Raw genomic sequence first — 17,620 nt, 5'->3', positions numbered from 1 at the left:
TGGCCGCTCAACCGCGGTGGTCTCCCAAGCGCAGGCCTTACCAGCCATGCATCGGCTGAGCGCCTCCGACCGACGGAGCCCGCGAAAGACGTGAAGCGGCTACTGCGAACGGTCCGAAGTCCAGCCCTTATACTCGGCGACATTGTCCCGGGTCACGAGCTTCGACGGCAAGAGCTCGACGGTCGACGCCGGCTTCTGGCCATTGAGAATGCCGACACCGACCTGCACGGCGCGCCGCGCCATGAAGAACGGGTCCTGCGAAGCGGAAGCCTGGATCTGCGGCGCCGCGGGGTCCTTGAGCGCCGCCTCGATATCGGGCGCGCCGTCGACCGCGGTGATGATAATGCCGCTGCGGCCTTGCTGGCGCGCCGCGAGGTCGGTGCCGATCGCCTGCGGATCGTTGATGGCGAAGATGGCGTCGATCTTGGGGAAACGGGTCAGATAGCCCTGCGCGACGGTGAGGCCGCCTTCGCGCGAGCCCTTGCCGTCCTGGTCACTAGACAACACCTTGATGCCGGGATTCTTCGAGAAAACGTTCTTGCAGCCGACGACGCGATCGATCACGGCGGAGACCTGCGGCCCGTTCTCGATGACGACGTCACCCTTGCCCCCTAACTTGTCGACGATGTACTGGCAGGAGATCTCGCCCGCCTGGACATTGTTCGTGGTCACGGTGGCATCGGCTCCTTCGGCCGCGGTGTCGACCGCGACGACGACGATACCTGCCGCTTGCGCCTTCTTGATCGCTGGCCCGATCGCCTTGGGATCACCGGGATTCAACAGGATCAGGTCGACGCCGGCTGCGATGAAATTGTCGATCTGGGTGACCTGCTTGCCGAGATCATATTCGAAGCCGACCGTGGTGATTTTCACGTTTGGATTGGTCTTCTTGGCTTCGAACTCGGCGCCCTTCGACAGCGCGACGAAGAACGGGTTGCCCATCGAGCCGAGCGAGACACCGATCGACTTGAGCTCCTTGGCGAAGGACGGCGCGGTGCTTAGGGCGAGCGCCATCGCGGCGCCGGCGAGCGTGATCGTCTTCAACATTGGCTTCCTCCCTGGTCTGTCTTCATCCCCGGCACGGCAGACCAGTTGCCGTAACGGAAGCTCGCATCGGCCATGCACACTCAGGTGCGCGCCGAGCCTTGCAGCCGGTAGCGATCCAGCGCCACGGCGCCGATGATCACCAGACCCTTGATCACATATTGCCAGATGTCGGAGACCCCGATAAGGATCAGGCCGTTGGAGAGAACGGCGATAATCAGCGCGCCGACCAGCGTACCCCAGATCGAGCCGATGCCGCCGACGAAGGAGGTGCCGCCGAGGATCACGGCGGTGATCGCGTCGAGCTCGTAGGACTGGCCGAGCTGCAAGCCGTTGGCCGCATAGAGCCGCGCCGCCTGCATGGCGCCGCCAAGGCCGGCGAAAAGTCCCGATACCCCGTAGACGAAGATCAGCACGGCCCAGACCTTGATGCCCGCAAGCCGCGCCGCGCTCTCATTGCCGCCCACCGCATAGATGTGCACGCCGAGCACGGTCCGGCGAAGCACCAGCCACGAGACCAGGATGACGAGCAAAGCGATCACCGAGAGCCACGGGATTGACGCGACGCCGGGAATGAGCGTCAGCGAGCCGTTGCCGATGAAGGCGTAGGGAATGGAAGGATTGAACACCGTAGTGTCGGCGCCGAGCAGCCGCGCAAGACCGCGCACAGCGGTGAGAGAACCGAGCGTGACGATGAAAGGCGGCAGGCGGAGGAGTGCAATCAGCGCGCCGTTGATGACGCCGAAGCCGAGGCCGGTGAGAACCGCGGCCGGCAGCCACAGCGCGCCAAGCTCGGGCAGCTTGGAGAGCGTCAGCCCGGCCATCGCGGAGGCCGCCAGGATCGAGCCGACCGAGAGGTCGATGCCGCCGGTGAGGATGACGAAGGTCATGCCCGCGGCGAGCACCGTGTTGACTGCGGCCTGTTGCAACACGATGCCGAGATTTTGGCCGGTGAAGAAGCGGCCGTCGGACAGGAAATGAAACCCGACACAGAGGATCAGCAGAACCGGTAGCATGCCAGCCGCGCGGATGAGCAGCCTGATGCGCTGACGCTTGGTTTCCTGCACGGCCGCAAGGCCCGCAGCGGTGGCGGCTTCTACCTTCAGAGGGCTGTCATGCATCGAGCTGCTCCGTCCCCGTGGCGAGCGCCATGATGTCTTCCTGGTTCAAGGGCGCCGTCGCCTCGCGCCTGATCTCCCCGGCGATGTGGCCGGCACGCATGACGATCACGCGGTCGCAGATGCCGATGATCTCGGGCAGGTCGGACGAGATGACGAGGATCGCGGTGCCGGATTTGGCGAGATTGTCTATGATCGAGTAAATCTCGGACTTGGCACCGACGTCGACGCCGCGCGTCGGCTCGTCGAGGATCAGCGCCTTTGGCGTGGTCGCAAGCAGCCGCGACAGCAGCACCTTCTGCTGATTGCCGCCGGAAAGCGCGCCGGCGGTGACGCCGACATTGCCGGCACGGATGCCGAGCGCCGCAAACGCCTTGCTGGCACGGTCGCGGGCCTTGTCGCGGTCGAGGATGTAGCCGAATCTGGCATCCCTGCCGAGCACCGCGAGGTTGATGTTGTCCAGGCACGACATGTCCAGGAACAGGCCGAGCGCCTTTCGGTCTTCGGTCAGATAGGCAATCCCGGCGTCGAGCGCCTCGCCGGGCGTGCCGATCTCGACCGGTCGACCCTCGAGCTCGAGCCGGCCGGAGGTTTTGGGCGAGGCGCCGATGATGAGATGTGCAAGCTCGGTGCGGCCCGCGCCGATCAGGCCGGCGAGGCCGACCACCTCGCCCGCATGCACGGTGAGCGAGCAACCTTTGACGCGCTGACCATCTGCCATGTCGATCGCCGCGAGCACGGGGTGTCCGCGTCCCGCCTCCGGGTCGTGGTCCTTCTTGTAGAACGAAGAGACGTCGCGCCCGACCATCAGCCGGACGATGGTGTCGGCGCGGATATCCTGCCTGTCGAGCGAGCCGACCAGCCGGCCGTCGCGCAATACGGTGACGCGGTCGCCGAGCGCATACACCTCATCCATGCGATGCGAGATGTAGATGATGGCAAGCCCCTCGGCGCGAAGCTGGCGGATCAGCGCGAACAGCCGCTCGCTCTCGTGAGCGGTAAGCGCAGTGGTCGGCTCGTCCATGATCAGGATTTTTGATCTTGCGTGCAGCGCACGCGCGATCTCGACGAGCTGGCGCTGGCCCATCGAAAGATGCGCCACCAACGTCGATGGCAGGAAGTCTGCGCCCAGCCGTTCCAGGATCGGGCCGACGCCCTCGCGCATGGCGCCGCGCGCCAGCATACCTGAACGCGAGATCTCTCGGCCGAGATAAATATTCTCCGCAACACTGAGATTGGGGGCTAAAGATAGCTCCTGATAGATGATGGAAATACCCGCGGCGCGGCCGCCGAGCGGGCCTTCGATCCGCACCGGCCTGCCCTCGATGCGGATCTCCCCGCCGGGATCTGGCCTGTAGGCGCCAGACAATATCTTCATCAGCGTCGATTTGCCGGCGCCGTTCTCACCCATCAGCGCATGGATTTCGCCGGCGTAGACGGTGAGATCGACGGCACGCAGCGCCTTGATGCCGAAGAAGGATTTTGAGACCCCCCGCATCTCGAGGATCGGATCGTTCATCGTGCCTCCCGACGCACAATGCGTTTCCTGCCCGCGTCTCGTTTTCAGGCATCGCGGTTTGCTCATTAAACAAAAGCGGTGACGCAGAGCAATACCGAAGACGACCATACCGAAGTATGTGCAACGCCAGATCGAGGCTAGTGGCGCGGCCGATACAGTTCGCGCCACGCGGGAAGCCGCTCGGCATAGGCATCGACCAGCGCGCGTCCAGGTTCGAATGTCTCGATGCGTCGCGGCGGCGTGCAGACGGCGTCGACCGCCTCGCCCGTGACAGCAAGCCGCCCCAATCTCGCCGCACCAAACGCCGCTCCCGTTTCACCTTCGGCAAAGCGATGGATCGGAACATTCAGAACGTTTGCCAGCACCGACAGCCAGAACCGGGACCGTGAACCGCCGCCGATGGCATCGGCTTCTGTAACCCCAATGCCGGCATCTGCGAGCGCATCCCGGCAATCGGCCAGCGCAAAGGCAACGCCCTCGAGCACGGCCTGCACGATCGTTTCGCGATCGGTGCCGTGGGTCAAACCATCGAGCATGCCGCGCACGACGGGGTCGTCGTGCGGCGTCCGTTCGCCCGCGAGATACGGCAAAAAGCTCACGGGCGACGGTGCTTGCGGCCGCGACCCAAGCGGCGCCAGCAGCTCGGCCTCGGCGACGCCGAACAGGCGCGCGATCCAGGCGAGGCAGGAGGCCGCCGAGAGGATCGCGCCGGCCTGAATCCACATTGCCGGGATGGCGTGGCAGAACGTATGCACCACGCGATCCGGATTGGCGGCAATTCTGTGGGTCGGCGCCAGCAAGGCACCTGAGGTTCCCAGCGAAATGAACGCGGTTCCCGGTCTGATCGCGCCGATGCCTATGGCACCCGCCGGATTGTCACCGGCGCCGCCCGCGATCATCGGCCGCCTGCTCATGCCCCAGCGCTGCGCGAGCTCGCTGCGCAGTGTTGCCGCGGGTGCGCAACCCTCGACCAGACGCGGCATGTGCTCGCGCGACAGGCCGGTCGCCGCCAGCCCAGCATCCGACCAGTCCCGGCGCGCGGCGTCGAGCCACAGCGATCCCGATGCGTCCGAGACGTCCTCGATCGCTTCGCCCGCCAGGACCAGGCGCAGGTAGGCCTTCGGAAGCAGGACGAGTTTCGTGGCGGCAAAAATCTCAGGCTCGTGCGTCGCGATCCAGAGCAGCTTCGGCGCTGTGAATCCGGGCATCGCTTTGTTGCCGGACGTCGCACGCAAGGCGGGCCAGCGTTGTTCCAGAATACGACACTCGGTAGCGGACCGTCCGTCGTTCCAGAGGATGCAAGGCCGCAACGGCTTGGCGCTTGCATCGAGCAGCGTGGCACCATGCATCTGGCCGGACAGTCCGATGCCTTCGACCGCCGCCAACTCGCCGGCATGCGTCGCCTTCAAGGCATCCAGCGTGGCAAAGGTCGCATCGATCCACTGCGCGGGATCCTGCTCAAAATAGCCGGGCCGCGGCGAGGCGGTCGTCAACGGCCGGCTCTCGCTTGCAATCACGCGCTGGGCGCCGTCGACGAGAACGGTCTTGACTGCCGAGGTGCCGAGATCGATTCCGAGATACATGGAAGCTTACAATTGCTGACGTCGATATGGACGGCGGCGCCGCGACGTCGGATAGTCCAATCAATCCAAGAAGCCTGATCGCGTCAAGGGAGGCGCTGTATGCTGAAATCGATCGACCCTCTTCTCAATGCGGATGTACTCTACGCCCTGCGGTCCATGGGGCACGGCGACGACCTCGTCCTGTGCGACACCAATTTCCCCGCCGACTCCGTTGCCCGGCAGACCGTACTGGGGCGGTTGTTGCGCATCGACAACGTCAGCGCCGGCCGCGCCGCGCGCGCGGTCCTGTCGGTGCTGCCGCTCGACAGTTTTGTCGACAAGCCGGCGTCACGCATGGAGATCGTCGGCCAGCCCGACGAAATCCCGCCGGTGCAGCAAGAGGTTCAGGCCCAAATCGATGCCGCGGAAGGACGCTCGTTCCCTATGGGATCGGTCGAGCGGTTTGCCTTCTATGAACTCGCCAAGAAATCCTATTGCGTGATCCAGACCGGCGAACGCCGCTTCTACGGTTGCTTCATCTTCAAGAAGGGCGTCATCCCGCCCGACGCTGACTGAGCGCCGGCGCTGAACGATACGTCCAACGTGAATATGACACTGGCACGATGCCGCTGTCCGGAATCAACCCGTTCACGCTCGCCGCGAACGTGATCGACGCTGCATGGCGTCTCGCCTGATCATCCATCTTGCAGCGCGGCATCATCGACGGCTGTATTCGTCGTTCACGTCTACACCGTGCCCGGCTTCAAGTTCTCGCCTGCTTTCGTTGACTTTGAAGTGCGCCGTTGCATACTCGAAGCGACCTCTGCCACCACGCCACGACATGGAAGTTCGCGAGCGTCACGTCTTGGTGCCCAGGCGGTCCAAACTTGAGATCAAGAAAGCCAACAATGGGAGGGTATGGTGGTGACACAGCAAGAGCATGATCAGCATCCCGCACTCTGGCCGAACCGGCGCACGGTGCTGAAAGGCGCCGCCAGCGCCGCCGCACTGGGCACGACGGGCGCGCTCGGCACATTTTCCGAAGTTGCCTTGGCGCAAAGCAATCTGCGCGCACAGATCACTCAGATCCCGGGTGTCGGCAAGGGCGCGCCGACCGACGCCGACTGGCAGAAGGTCGGCGAGCTCTGCCTCGGCCCGACCAAGGCGAGTATCAAGGAAGGCGAATTCAAGGGCGTCGAGCTCTCCTTCATGGGGCTGAACAACCAGAACCTGCATAACCTCCTGTTCCGCGGCTTCCTGAAGCCATGGGAAGCGTATACCGGCGCGAAAATTTCCTGGATCGACCTCGCCCAGGCCGACTACAATCCGCGCTTGCAGCAAGCGATCGCGACCGGCACGGTCGACTTCGACATCCTTGAGATGGGCGCGCCGTTTGAAGGCGACGTCTGCGGCAAGGGTCTGGCGTCGGAGATGCCGGACTGGGTCAAGAAGCAGATCGATATCGACGATTATGTCGATTACCTGAAGCCGCCGGTCGGCACCTGGAACGGCAAGACCTATCGCGTCACCATCGACGGCGATTGCCACAACTTCAACTACCGCACCGACGTCTTCTCCGACCCAGCCCTCGCCAAGGCCTGGAAAGAGGCAGGGAATTCGAGCGAATGGGGCGTGCCGAAAACCTGGCAGCAGGTGCAGGCGGTGACGAAATTCCTCAAGGGCAAGAAGATCAAGAACCAGAACGCGTTCGGCTACCTCGATGCGCCAAAACCCTGGGGCGGGTTCGGCTTCTATTTCCTCGGCAGCCGCGCCTCGGCCTATGCCAAGCACCCCGACGACAAGGCCTGGCTGTTCGACATCGACACGATGAAGCCGCGCATCAACAATCCGGCCTGGGTGCGCGCCATCCAGGACGTGATCGACGCGCTGCCGTTCGAGCCGGCCGACCAGCTCAATGCCGATCCGAACACCACCGGCTTCCAGCAATTCCTGGCCGGCATCGGCTCGATGATCCCCTGGTGGGGCGATATCGGCCAGGTCGCTAAGGCGAGCGACACCTCCGTGGTCGGCGACGTCGTCGGCTTCGACATCCTGCCGGGCTCGGACGATGTCTACAATTCCAAGACCGGCCAGTGGGACAAGCTCCCAAGCGGCCCCAACCATGCGCCGAACTGCGCCTATCTCGGCTGGGGCATCTATGTCATGGCCAGGGTCAATGGCGATGAGAAGAAGCACAAGGCCGCCTGGAGCGCGGCCGCGCATCTCGGCGGCAAGGACCTGTCGCTCTGGACGGTGATGTATCCGTCGGGCTTCCAGGCCCACCGGACCAGCCACTTCCAATACGATGAGTGGGTGGCGGCGGGCTATGACAGGAAGTACATCACCTCCTATCTGAACTCGCAGCTCGGCTCCTACAATCACCCCAACCGGGCGGTGGAGCCGCGCATTCCCGGCATCTTCCAGTACTACAGCATTGCGGAAGACGAACTGACGAAGATCTTCGCCGGCAAGGTCGACGCGCAGACCGGCGCGAACAACATCGCGGCGGCCTGGGAGAAGCTGACCGACCAGATCGGCCGTGAGCGGCAGATCGGGCTCTACAAGGCCTCGCTCGGCGTGTAGCCGCGAGAGGTTCGCGAAGACCGATCGGCTGGCACCACTACGGTGCCAGCCGTAAACTTGCCCGGCGGCCGGCCGATCGTTTGGAAACGGCAGAGTTCGTTGCGATGCAGAATCCAGTTCCGGCAAGCGAAGAGCTACACCTCAAGCCGGCAGCGGCGCGTGCTCCCGGCAGCCGAAAGACCGCCGGCCGCGCGCTCGTTGCATTGGCCTCGCTCGGCTTCGCGCTCGTGCTCCTCGTCCAGATCCTGCACACGACCGGCACGATCGCGACCGGGTTTTCCGACTGGCGTCCGATCCTCATCGCCTATCTCATGTGGGCCGTTGCATTCGGCACCGGACAGGTCCTGACCCGCGGCGAGCGTGGCCAGCGCGCGCTGTTCCTGCTGCCCGCGGTGTTCTTCACCGTGGCGGTGGTGATCTTCCCGACCATCTTCGGGATATACATCGCTTCCCTCGACTGGAATCTCAGCTCGGTCGAGGGCCCGCGTTTTTCCGGCTTCGACAATGTCAGGGGCATGCTGAACGACAGCTATTACTGGAATGCGCTCGGCAACATGATCTTCTACACAGTCGCGGTGCTCGGCGAGTACGCGATCGCGTTCGGGCTGGCGCTCCTGCTCAGCGCCGAGATCCGGGCGCGAAAATTCTTCCGCGTCGTGTTCCTGCTGCCGATGATGCTGAGCCCCGTGGCAGTGAGCTGGATGATCGGCAAGTCGCTGCTGGAATATCGCTTCGGTCCGGCCGCGACGCTGGCGCGCTATCTCGGCTGGGACAATCCGGCGTTCTTCGCCTCGCCCTGGATGGCGCGCTTGAGCATCCAGGCGATGGACGCCTGGGTCTCGATTCCCTTCATCATGATCATCCTGCTCGCCGGCCTCCAGGCGATGCCGAAAGAGGTGCAGGAGGCAGCCAAGGTCGACGGCGCCAATGGCTGGCAGTCGTTCTGGCACGTGACGTTTCCGATCATGCTGCCGGTCAGCATCACCGTTCTCATCATCCGCATCATCTTCAAGCTGAAGCTTGCCGACATCGTCATCAACGTGACGGCCGGCGGCCCTGGCGGGGCCACCGACACGGTGTCGAGTTTCATCTACCGCGTCTACCGCGACCGCTCGAATGTCGGATATGGCACGGCGCTCGCCATGGTCTATCTGCTCATGATCATCGTGCTCCTGACCGTGCTGCTGCGCCTGTCCAAGCGCTGGACGCAGAAGGTCGTCTAAGGCGCGGAAAGTCACTTCCAAACGGAGTTGCTCGATTGGCGCGATCGACCCTGGTACCGAAGCCCATCCGGAGGCATCCGGCGGCCCCCCGCGCAAAGCGGTTGCTGGGCCGCATGCTGATCTACGCTGCACTCCTGTCCTGGACGTTTATCTGCCTTTTCCCGATCTACTGGACCGTCACGACATCGTTCAAATCGGCGATCGATGTGACGCAAGCTCACCTCATTCCCTGGATCGATTTTCAGCCGGACTGGAAGGGATGGCGTTCGCTCGGCCTTTCGCCGGATACACTGTTCGGGACCTCGACGGCCCGCTCCGAATTCGTGAACCGCTTCGTCAACAGCATCATTACCTCAGTCGGCGCGGCCTTGCTCGCGCTGATCCTCGGATCGCTGGCGGCCTATGGCCTGAGCCGCTTCCGCTACAAATTCGCCTGGATGCGCAACGACGACATCCTTTTCTTCTTCATGTCCCAGTTGATCCTGCCGCCGGTCGTGCTCGCGCTGCCGTTCCTCGTCCTCTACAAGGCGTTGGCCCTGCTCGACACGCGATTTGGCCTTGTCTTGCTCTACACGCTGTCGGTGCTGCCGATCGTCATCTGGATCATGCGCGATCAGTTCAATGCGATTCCGATCGAACTCGACGAAGCCGCCTTCGTGGACGGTCTGTCGACCTGGGGCGCCTTCCTGCGCATCATTCTGCCGCTCGCCCTTCCCGGAATGGTGGCCGCATTCATTCTCTCGCTGGTGTTGTGCTGGAACGAGTACTTCTTCGCGGCGCTGCTGACGAGCACGGACGCGAAGACACTCCCGGTGATGGTGGCGAGCCAGACTGGCTCGCAAGGCATCAATTGGTGGTCGATGGCGGCGCTGTCGACGGCGGCGATCGCCCCGCTCGTCCTGGTCGGCATTTTCCTCGAGCGCTACATTGTCCGCGGCTTGACCACGGGAGCAGGAAAGTAGCCGGCAAGGCCGAGCCATGTCACGCAGCTCAGCCCGGCGGAACGCAAGCGCAGAAAATCGTAGGCTGGCGTACAAAATCGTACGATCGGTAGCGGGGGCAGCGAGTCGCCCCCCGGCGGGACTCATTTGAAGCGCGCCAACGTTGGAGCGATCTTCTCGATCAGGTCAACGGGGTGACCACTCTCGCGCGCAAGAAGTTCGGCATATGCCGACGATCCCGCTTCTCTTTGACGGTCTCCTGCAGACCGGGTTCCATCGGCAACAGTCAGAGAGCACCGTTAACTCGTCGCGCGGCGTACGACCACAAAAAGCGTCGCACGAGACCTCTTTTGTTCTCGGCAACCGCTCCCGTAAATCGTTGAAGGCGAAAGGTTTTATTTGGTGGGCGCACCAGGGCTCGAACCTGGGACCCGCTGATTAAGAGTCAGCTACGAGTTGAGAACAATCAATGACTTAGTGGTCGCACCCAAGGGGTTATCCGGCAGAAGATGGGGTTTCGTCGCACGGTCATCGTCCTTCGCTGCGTTAGCTGTCGCCCGGGTGGTCGGAACATTTATTTACTCCCGGGGCAACTCTTGGCATCTAGTTCACGCCGCGTATTGGGAGAATGCCGCTCGCGTTCCAGTGCCCCGATCAAGCCGACGGTACGAAGCTTGCCATTGTCACTTCGGGGAGGCCGGCATGCCCCCACGCGATCAAGCAGCCGACAATTCGCACGCTCAGTTCATGCGAGCTGTGGACGAAGAGCTGTCCAAATTCGAGTGCAGCGAGAGGGAGTTTCGCAGGAAGGATCGTGACGAACGGGCAAAACGGCTGCAGATGCCGGTGGAAAAATTTGACAACGCAGATCTTCGCAAGATTTTCAAATCCTAGTCGTAGAGCCTGAGGATATCCCTCAAGGGGAAGCGCTCCCCCTTGGTCAAGACGGTCGGGGGTTCGAGTCAGGGGACCGCTACAGCGCTAGACCCACTATTTGGCAAGCGCTGTTTTCTTACTGGAGAGCAGCCTAACTCGCAATGCGGACTCTTTGTAGCTCGTCAAAAGCCGTCGTTCATACGCTATTTGTCGCCGGCTCGAAAAAGTCCCTGGGTAGGTTTTAATCTTGGACGCAGGCGCTCCCACAGACTTCCTCCGCTCGCAATTTCCGTGAAGTAGGTATCGGCGTTCGTGAAGTGCGCGAGGGCGTTTCGGTGCGCGGGGCCTGCCAGGATGCTTCAGACCCGGCAGGAGCAAGCTAATGCAGGGCTTTCCCTGGCCGGGAGCGGCGTGCGGTGCAAGCGCCGGCGCCTTCGCAAGCTGAGCGATGTATCTCGCACGCGTCTCGCTGAACAGACCAGGCTAAAATGCTTGTCAATGAGCACAGTCCTGTCCTCCAAGAATGGACCAGAAGTCCAGAATACGTGTCCGCAAATCCACGCGCCAGATTTCCGCTTTGACGGGCAACTCGCCTATGCCCCAATGACGGAGAGAGGCCGGCGGCAGAACTTCCGATTCTGCGACGGAAGAAATATCAGGCGCAACACAGGTTCAACCCTCAGGAACATGGCGACACACCTTTCGCGCAAGCTCAAGGTCGGGCCGCTAAGTCGTGGTGGAAGGAAAGCGGCATGGAACAGTCCCCCCAGGTCGGCGACAGGATCACCGACAAGTCAGCTTCGCCCGATGACAGCACTGTCCGCGACTGGATTGGACCGGGTGCGTTCAAGCATTGGGCCCGCCTGCAGAACTGGATCGAGGAATTCTACCCCGGTGTTTTCGCGCCGGAATGGCTCTATGGCGGCAAGAAGCGCGGCTGGTCCCTGCGCTACAAGAAGACAAAGGCGTTCTGCACCTTCCTGCCGGAATACAAGCGGTTTTCGGCCGTGGTGGTCTTGGGGGGAGCGGAACGAAAACAATTTGAGGAGCGGCGTTATGTATGGCGCTCGCAGTTGGTTAAGACTTACGATGAAGCCAAAACATACCCGGACGGGAAATTCCTAACAGTTGCGATCTCATCCGCAGATGATCGGCATGATGTGATGGAGCTTTTGACTATGAAGCGCCCTCCACCGTCGCGCGGTTGAATGTCGCGGAAATCCTAAGTTTCGCGACCAAGTCGGCGACGCTGGACTTTCGGAAGCGCAAGACGACGCTATCCAGTAGCCAGAATATATAGTTCGCAGGCAACGAATGCAGCACCGCTCGCGCCGAGCGGCGCGTCGTGGCGCTGCATTCCTCGTTTCTATTGAAACTATACATGCCGGCTATTGGAAAGCTTCGCCTCGTGCTGCGATCAATCCGTACCACTTTCGCGGATTTCATGAGTGACGTTGATTGGCTCACCGCTCACTCCCAACGCGCTCAAGAGGCATTCATGGCTTTCACATTGAAGATCAACGGCTCATCCCATGAGGTCGACGTCGACGGCGACATCCCGTTGCTGTGGGTGCTGCGTGACGTGCTCGGCATGACCGGGACCAAGTTCGGTTGCGGCCAGGCGCTGTGCGGCGCCTGCACCGTGCATGTCGACGGCCAGGCGGTCCGCTCCTGCCAGACGCGGGTGGACAGCGTTGGCGACAGCGCGGTTACCACGATCGAGGCGATCGGCCGGGCGCCGCAGGGCGCGGCCTTGCAGAAGGCGTGGCTGGAGCTGGAGGTGGTGCAGTGCGGCTACTGCCAGTCCGGCCAGATCATGTCGGCGGCGGCGCTGCTGAAGGACACGCCGAAGCCGACGGATGACGAGATCGACGCCGCCATGTCGGGCAATGTCTGCCGATGCGGCACCTATCAGCGCATCCGCGCCGCGATCAAGCACGCTGCGGGAGTTTGAGATCATGGATAGGCTTATTCTGACTGAGCAGATCGCCGATGAAACAGCGATGTCGCGGCGCGCCTTGCTTCAGGGCACAGGTCTGCTGCTTGGTTTTGCGCTGACCGGTGCGAGCACGGAATCGGTCTTCGCGGCGCCTGCCTCGCAAGTGGTCGAAAACGAGGTCGCGGGTACTTTCGCGCCGAATGGATTTATACGGATCAATCCAACCGGCGCCGTGACACTGATCATGCCGATGGTTGAGATGGGACAAGGGGTTTACACGTCGCTCTCGATGCTTCTCGCTGAAGAACTGGAAGTGAAGCTCGACCAGATTCAGGTTCAGCATGCGCCGCCAAATCATGCGCTTTACGTCAACTCGATCATAGGCATTCAAAATACAGGTGGTTCCGCCTCTGTCCGCGCCTTCTGGACACCGCTGCGTCAGGCAGGGTCAGTAGGTCGCAATCTGCTGATTGCGGCAGCCGCAAAACGCTGGAATGTCGATCCGGCGACTTGCCGCGCCAAGGACGGCGTCGTGTTCGATGCGTCAGGCTCGAAGCATCTGAGCTATGGCGAACTTGCGGAGGCTGCGGCGAAATTGCCTGTGCCGCCTGCGGCAAATGTCAAATTGAAGAATCCGAAGGATTTCATCCTGATCGGCACGCGTGCCAAGCGCGTGGATTCATCGATAAAGGTCGATGGGCGCGCGCTCTACGGCATCGATACGCGATTACCGGGTATGAAGGTTGCCGCAGTTGCGATTTCGCCCGTGCTCGGTGGCAAAGCGAAAACGGTGGACGAGAAAGCTGCGCTGACGGTGAAGGGCGTCCGGCAGGTGGTCAATATCGATGAAGCTGTCGCCGTGGTGGCGGATCACATGGGTGCGGCGAAGAAGGGGCTCGAGGCTGCCGCCATCACGTGGGACGACGGGCCGAACGGCAAGGTCAGCAACGCCGATATCGTCAAGCAGTTGGAAGAGGAGTCCAAAAAGCCGGGCGCGGTTGCCCGTAACGTCGGTGATGTAGGGAAGGCACTTGCGGAGGCAGCGCAACGGGTTGACGCTATCTATCAGGTGCCTTTCCTAGCCCATGCGGCGATGGAGCCGATGAACTGCACCGTCCACCTCCAGAAGGATCGTTGCGACATCTGGGTTGGGACGCAGGCACCTACGATTACGCAGTCTCTGGTAGCCGAACTCACCGGCCTGCCAAAGGAGGCAATCAAAATTCGCAATCATCTGATTGGCGGTGGCTTCGGGCGAAGGCTGGAGGCCGATGGCACGGTGCTGGCCGTCAAGATCGCCAAGCACGTCGATGGTCCGGTGAAGGTGATCTGGAGCCGCGAGGAAGACATACAGCACGATATGTATCGGCCGTACTATCTCGATCGGCTGTCGGCCGGACTTGACGCGGCCGGCAAGCCGGTTGCCTGGACGCATCGAATCGCCGGCTCCTCAGTCATGGCTCGCTACTATCCCCCTTACGTCAAGGACGGATTGGACCCCGATGCCGTCGAAGCGGCGGCCGAGCCGCCCTATGCGCTGGCCAATATCCACGTCGACTTTGTCCGGGTCGAGCCCGCTGGTGTCCGGACGTCTTGGTGGCGCGGCGTCGGACCGACTCACAATGTTTTTGTGGTCGAAAGCTTCATAGATGAGCTCGCTCATGCCGCGAAGCAGGACCCCGTCGCTTACCGCAAGGGATTGCTTGGCCACAATCCGCGAGCGCTCGCTGTTCTGTCGCTCGCGGCGGAAAAAGCAGGATGGGGATCGCCCCTTCCCGCGCGGCATGGCCGCGGAGTTTCGGTACAATTCGCATACGGAAGTTACACATCGCAGGTCGCCGAGGTCGAAGTGGCGGCCGATGGCTTCGTCAAAGTCAAGCGGATCGTATGTGCGATTGACTGCGGAATGTACGTCAATCCAGATACAATCGAAGCACAGGTTCAAGGCGGAACTCTTTTCGGCCTTACCGCCGCGCTCCATGGGTCAATCACCTTCAAGGATGGACGGGTCGAGCAGAGCAATTTCGACAGCTATCTGCCGATGCGTATCGACGAGGTGCCGGTGGTGGAGACTCACTTGATTAAGAACGCAGAGGCTCCGGGTGGCGTTGGTGAAGCTCCGACAGCCATTGTCAGTGCTGCAGTAACCAATGCGATCTTCGCCGCAACCGGCAGGCGTGTGCGCAGCCTGCCGATTGATACAAATTCGCTGAAGTCGTCGTCTTAGTCCTTGCCCGTCACCCCGCGCGTCGTGGCGCGGATAGGATGACGGTCGGGAACTAAAGGCCCCGGAGCATAATGACTATGGGAGCGTTCGCGTTCTCCGCAGGTCCTAATTTCGTCTAATGGCAAGAGACGAGGTTCAGTGGTACGAACGAGCATGGCGACGCCCCCGCTGCCCCTTGGAGAACAGGTTCGGAGCACTATCGGTGCCGGTAGCCGGCAGTAAAGGCCACCACAGTCATGCACACTTCGAAGGCGGTTCAAAAGCAGGCTCTCGCCGGGCAGAAAGTTTCACCGCCCGCGGGCGCCACTATCAAATTGTCTACAACAGACCTCAACAACTTGATGCAGGCGCTCGACATCGATGTCATCGCGCTGACTGAGATTTTGGTGCCGCACGGCCATCGAGTCGAATTTGGGACGATTGACGTACCCGGGATCCACTACAACTTAAGTGGCCTGGGACGCATATCGATCAACGGCGGACCGACGATACCGTTGAGCCCTCATTTGCTCATCATCGTTCCGCCAAACACTCCGTTCATGATCGAGGTTGACGGTGGAAATGGCCCACCGAAGCTCATTTCGAGAGACTGCTGGACTCGTCAAGACGGCATCCTCCGCGTCGCAGTGCCAAACGAGCAACCCGAAATCGTCCAGATATGCGGTTTTTTTAACGCATCCTTTGGTCAGTCTGTGAGGCTGTTCGGAGAACTCCGCGAACCGGTGATCGAGCAATTCGAGCCGGCGGACAGGATCGATCTGAAGCTTCGCGAGGCCATGGACGAGTTGCTACAGCAAGAGGTCGGCGTTGGAGCCATGACCGCGTCTCTGCTCAAGCAGATCATTGTCTCGTTGGTGCGACGGTCCCTCAGGTCATCCCGGCGGTGGACTGAACGATTCTCGATACTTGCCGACAGGCAGGTCACGCGTGCTTTTGCAGATATGGTGGCGCGGCCGGGAGCCGCCCATTCCGTTCAGAGCCTGGCGCACAGTGCAGGATTGAGCCGTTCGGCGTTCATGGCGCGTTTCTCTGACATCTTTGGACGATCCCCGATGGCCATCTTGCGAGACTTGAGAATGCGCCAGGCTGCGATCGATCTGACGACAACGACGATGTCGATCGACGTCGTTGCTCTTAATGCGGGGTACGAGAGCCGTTCAAGTTTCGTGCGAGCTTTTCGAAACGCGTACAATCGAGATCCGAGCGACTATCGCCGGATAGCCAAGGAGGGCAAAGCCCAGAAGGATATCTGAGAACGAGGTGCGATCCCAAAGCAGGAAGGGGGCCGGCCGCCACGGCGCCCTCCGCTTTGCGTCATGCAGAGCGGCGCTCAGACTCAGGTGCTTCTCCGCTCGCAACATTTCGCTTCAAGTTGGCGGCCGCGAAGGCGTAACCGCCGGAAGCACCGTCAACGAAGTGCACGTGATTGGCTCGCGTAGGTGATGGCACGAAGCACGTAAGATTTGCCGCCAACTGTCGATGCGTTCCAAAAAAGCATGCACCCCGTCGCTGAGCCTCCTCCAAGCGTGCGTCCAAGACGTCAGCGAGTTCAGATGAGCAGTCTACTGTCATACGTAGGCCGTCATCGAATTTTCGGTAGTCCGTATTCTCCACAAGCTCTTGCCGAAACTGAGCGTCATGAGAGCCACCAACAGGAACTCCCAGCGGGGTGCCCACCCGCGCGAGAATGCCGCGCAAGCCCTTCGCAGCCCAAGCCGCAAAGGGCATCTTTCGGCTACCTTTCTTGATGGCATGATCAAGATGGTCGCCCGTCCGTGCAGGGGGCGGGCCTCCGACAGGCAATGGATGAAGGCCGAGCTCATTTGAACGGAGCGTCCGCAGGAGCTCCTGTATGAACTCCACGAACGAAGTCGGATCATCGCGCGGCACGACGATAAGAGACAAGATCACGCCGTGCTTGGTGCCGATCGGCGCAAATCGGCACGAAAGACCCGTGAGGTCGGCTGTTACTCCCATGGGCGCGCGCGGAAAGGTGTAGCCGCCTTGCTTGAGTTTACGCTCGGCCCAGGCAAGTCCGCCGCCGTCGAACATCGCGTAGGTGACGTTCGAGGATGGCGCGAAGCGAGCTACCAGGACGTCCAAATGCTGAGCGCGAATGTCCGTGACAGGAACGACCGCAATGCGCAACGTGAGACCAATGCGTCTTCAGCCCAGGCGCCTGTTTTTGCCAACGTATCCCTGATGATGGACGAATAGGCGCCGGGCGCGGCGAAGCTCGCGCCATCTCCTCCAAACGTGGACGGAAACTGCAGGTCAGGTAGTGCATTGCTGACGGCAGCAAGAACCGCCGCACCGGCCGTATTCACCTCACGGTACCGTCCTTGTTCAATAGCTTCGGTCGAATGGCTGACGTCGGTAACAGCGACGATCCAGTCATCAGGTAGAGGGCGATACCGATCTCGCCGCACTACGTCATCAAAGGAGTCGAAGGGCACAAGCGCCTGATAGAAGCGGTCGTCCTCGGCCGCTTGGTCAACCTTTATCTGGAAAAGATCGACTTCGACGACTGGCTCTGATTCATCCACCATCGTTTGCACTCCCTTCGGTCGTCGTCGGAGTTCAGAGTG

General features: G+C 61.7%; 13 protein-coding genes and 1 pseudogene. 9 read left to right on the top strand and 5 right to left on the bottom strand.

From position 1 onward, the window contains the following. Nucleotides 1-99: 99 nt before the first annotated feature. From AYJ54_RS41810 to xylB, 4 genes are all read right to left on the bottom strand, one after another. The gene (locus AYJ54_RS41810; RefSeq protein WP_063708305.1) at nucleotides 100-1,047 is read right to left on the bottom strand and encodes an ABC transporter substrate-binding protein; all 948 of its coding nucleotides are present in this window, start codon (nucleotides 1,045-1,047) and stop codon (nucleotides 100-102) included. An 80-nt stretch (nucleotides 1,048-1,127) separates the two neighbouring features. Further along, nucleotides 1,128-2,165, bottom strand: coding sequence for an ABC transporter permease subunit (locus tag AYJ54_RS41805; RefSeq protein WP_063708304.1), 1,038 nt, complete (start codon nucleotides 2,163-2,165; stop codon nucleotides 1,128-1,130). Next, nucleotides 2,158-3,681: a sugar ABC transporter ATP-binding protein gene (locus AYJ54_RS41800; RefSeq protein WP_063708303.1), complete on the bottom strand. Its 1,524-nt coding sequence runs from the start codon at nucleotides 3,679-3,681 to the stop codon at nucleotides 2,158-2,160. The genes AYJ54_RS41805 and AYJ54_RS41800 overlap by 8 nt, the downstream gene beginning before the upstream one ends. Nucleotides 3,682-3,818: 137 nt before the next feature. Continuing rightward, entirely contained in the window at nucleotides 3,819-5,264 is a 1,446-nt protein-coding gene (gene xylB, locus AYJ54_RS41795; protein WP_063708302.1) for a xylulokinase, read from the bottom strand. 99 nt (nucleotides 5,265-5,363) lie between these two features. Between xylB and AYJ54_RS41790 the strand changes: the two genes are divergently transcribed. The 9 genes from AYJ54_RS41790 to AYJ54_RS41750 all read left to right on the top strand — a co-directional run bounded on the left by AYJ54_RS41790 (nucleotide 5,364) and on the right by AYJ54_RS41750 (nucleotide 16,285). Then, nucleotides 5,364-5,819, top strand: coding sequence for an RbsD/FucU family protein (locus tag AYJ54_RS41790; protein WP_063708301.1), 456 nt, complete (start codon nucleotides 5,364-5,366; stop codon nucleotides 5,817-5,819). 348 nt (nucleotides 5,820-6,167) lie between these two features. After that, nucleotides 6,168-7,826, top strand: a complete 1,659-nt coding sequence (locus AYJ54_RS41785; RefSeq protein WP_245329287.1) for an extracellular solute-binding protein — start codon at nucleotides 6,168-6,170, stop codon at nucleotides 7,824-7,826. Between the two features lie 104 nt (nucleotides 7,827-7,930). Next, nucleotides 7,931-9,049: a carbohydrate ABC transporter permease gene (locus AYJ54_RS41780; RefSeq protein WP_063708359.1), complete on the top strand. Its 1,119-nt coding sequence runs from the start codon at nucleotides 7,931-7,933 to the stop codon at nucleotides 9,047-9,049. Between the two features lie 101 nt (nucleotides 9,050-9,150). Further along, nucleotides 9,151-10,011, top strand: a complete 861-nt coding sequence (locus AYJ54_RS41775) for a carbohydrate ABC transporter permease (protein WP_430641467.1) — start codon at nucleotides 9,151-9,153, stop codon at nucleotides 10,009-10,011. Between the two features lie 681 nt (nucleotides 10,012-10,692). Then, nucleotides 10,693-10,884: a hypothetical protein gene (locus AYJ54_RS41770; RefSeq protein WP_063708299.1), complete on the top strand. Its 192-nt coding sequence runs from the start codon at nucleotides 10,693-10,695 to the stop codon at nucleotides 10,882-10,884. Between the two features lie 734 nt (nucleotides 10,885-11,618). Further along, entirely contained in the window at nucleotides 11,619-12,074 is a 456-nt protein-coding gene (locus tag AYJ54_RS41765; RefSeq protein ID WP_063708298.1) for a DUF3788 domain-containing protein, read from the top strand. Nucleotides 12,075-12,364: 290 nt separating this feature from the next. Then, the gene (locus AYJ54_RS41760; RefSeq protein ID WP_063708297.1) at nucleotides 12,365-12,820 is read left to right on the top strand and encodes a (2Fe-2S)-binding protein; all 456 of its coding nucleotides are present in this window, start codon (nucleotides 12,365-12,367) and stop codon (nucleotides 12,818-12,820) included. Nucleotides 12,821-12,824: 4 nt separating this feature from the next. Continuing rightward, nucleotides 12,825-15,032: a xanthine dehydrogenase family protein molybdopterin-binding subunit gene (locus AYJ54_RS41755; protein ID WP_063708296.1), complete on the top strand. Its 2,208-nt coding sequence runs from the start codon at nucleotides 12,825-12,827 to the stop codon at nucleotides 15,030-15,032. 236 nt (nucleotides 15,033-15,268) lie between these two features. Continuing rightward, nucleotides 15,269-16,285, top strand: a complete 1,017-nt coding sequence (locus tag AYJ54_RS41750) for a helix-turn-helix transcriptional regulator (RefSeq protein ID WP_063708295.1) — start codon at nucleotides 15,269-15,271, stop codon at nucleotides 16,283-16,285. A 61-nt stretch (nucleotides 16,286-16,346) separates the two neighbouring features. Here AYJ54_RS41750 and AYJ54_RS54225 read toward each other — a convergent pair. Continuing rightward, a pseudogene (locus AYJ54_RS54225) lies at nucleotides 16,347-17,581 on the bottom strand (DUF3095 domain-containing protein). Nucleotides 17,582-17,620 lie beyond the last annotated feature (39 nt).

The organism is Bradyrhizobium centrolobii, from assembly GCF_001641635.1.
Lineage (GTDB): Bacteria > Pseudomonadota > Alphaproteobacteria > Rhizobiales > Xanthobacteraceae > Bradyrhizobium > Bradyrhizobium centrolobii.
This window is presented reverse-complemented; position numbering and strand designations above follow the sequence as displayed.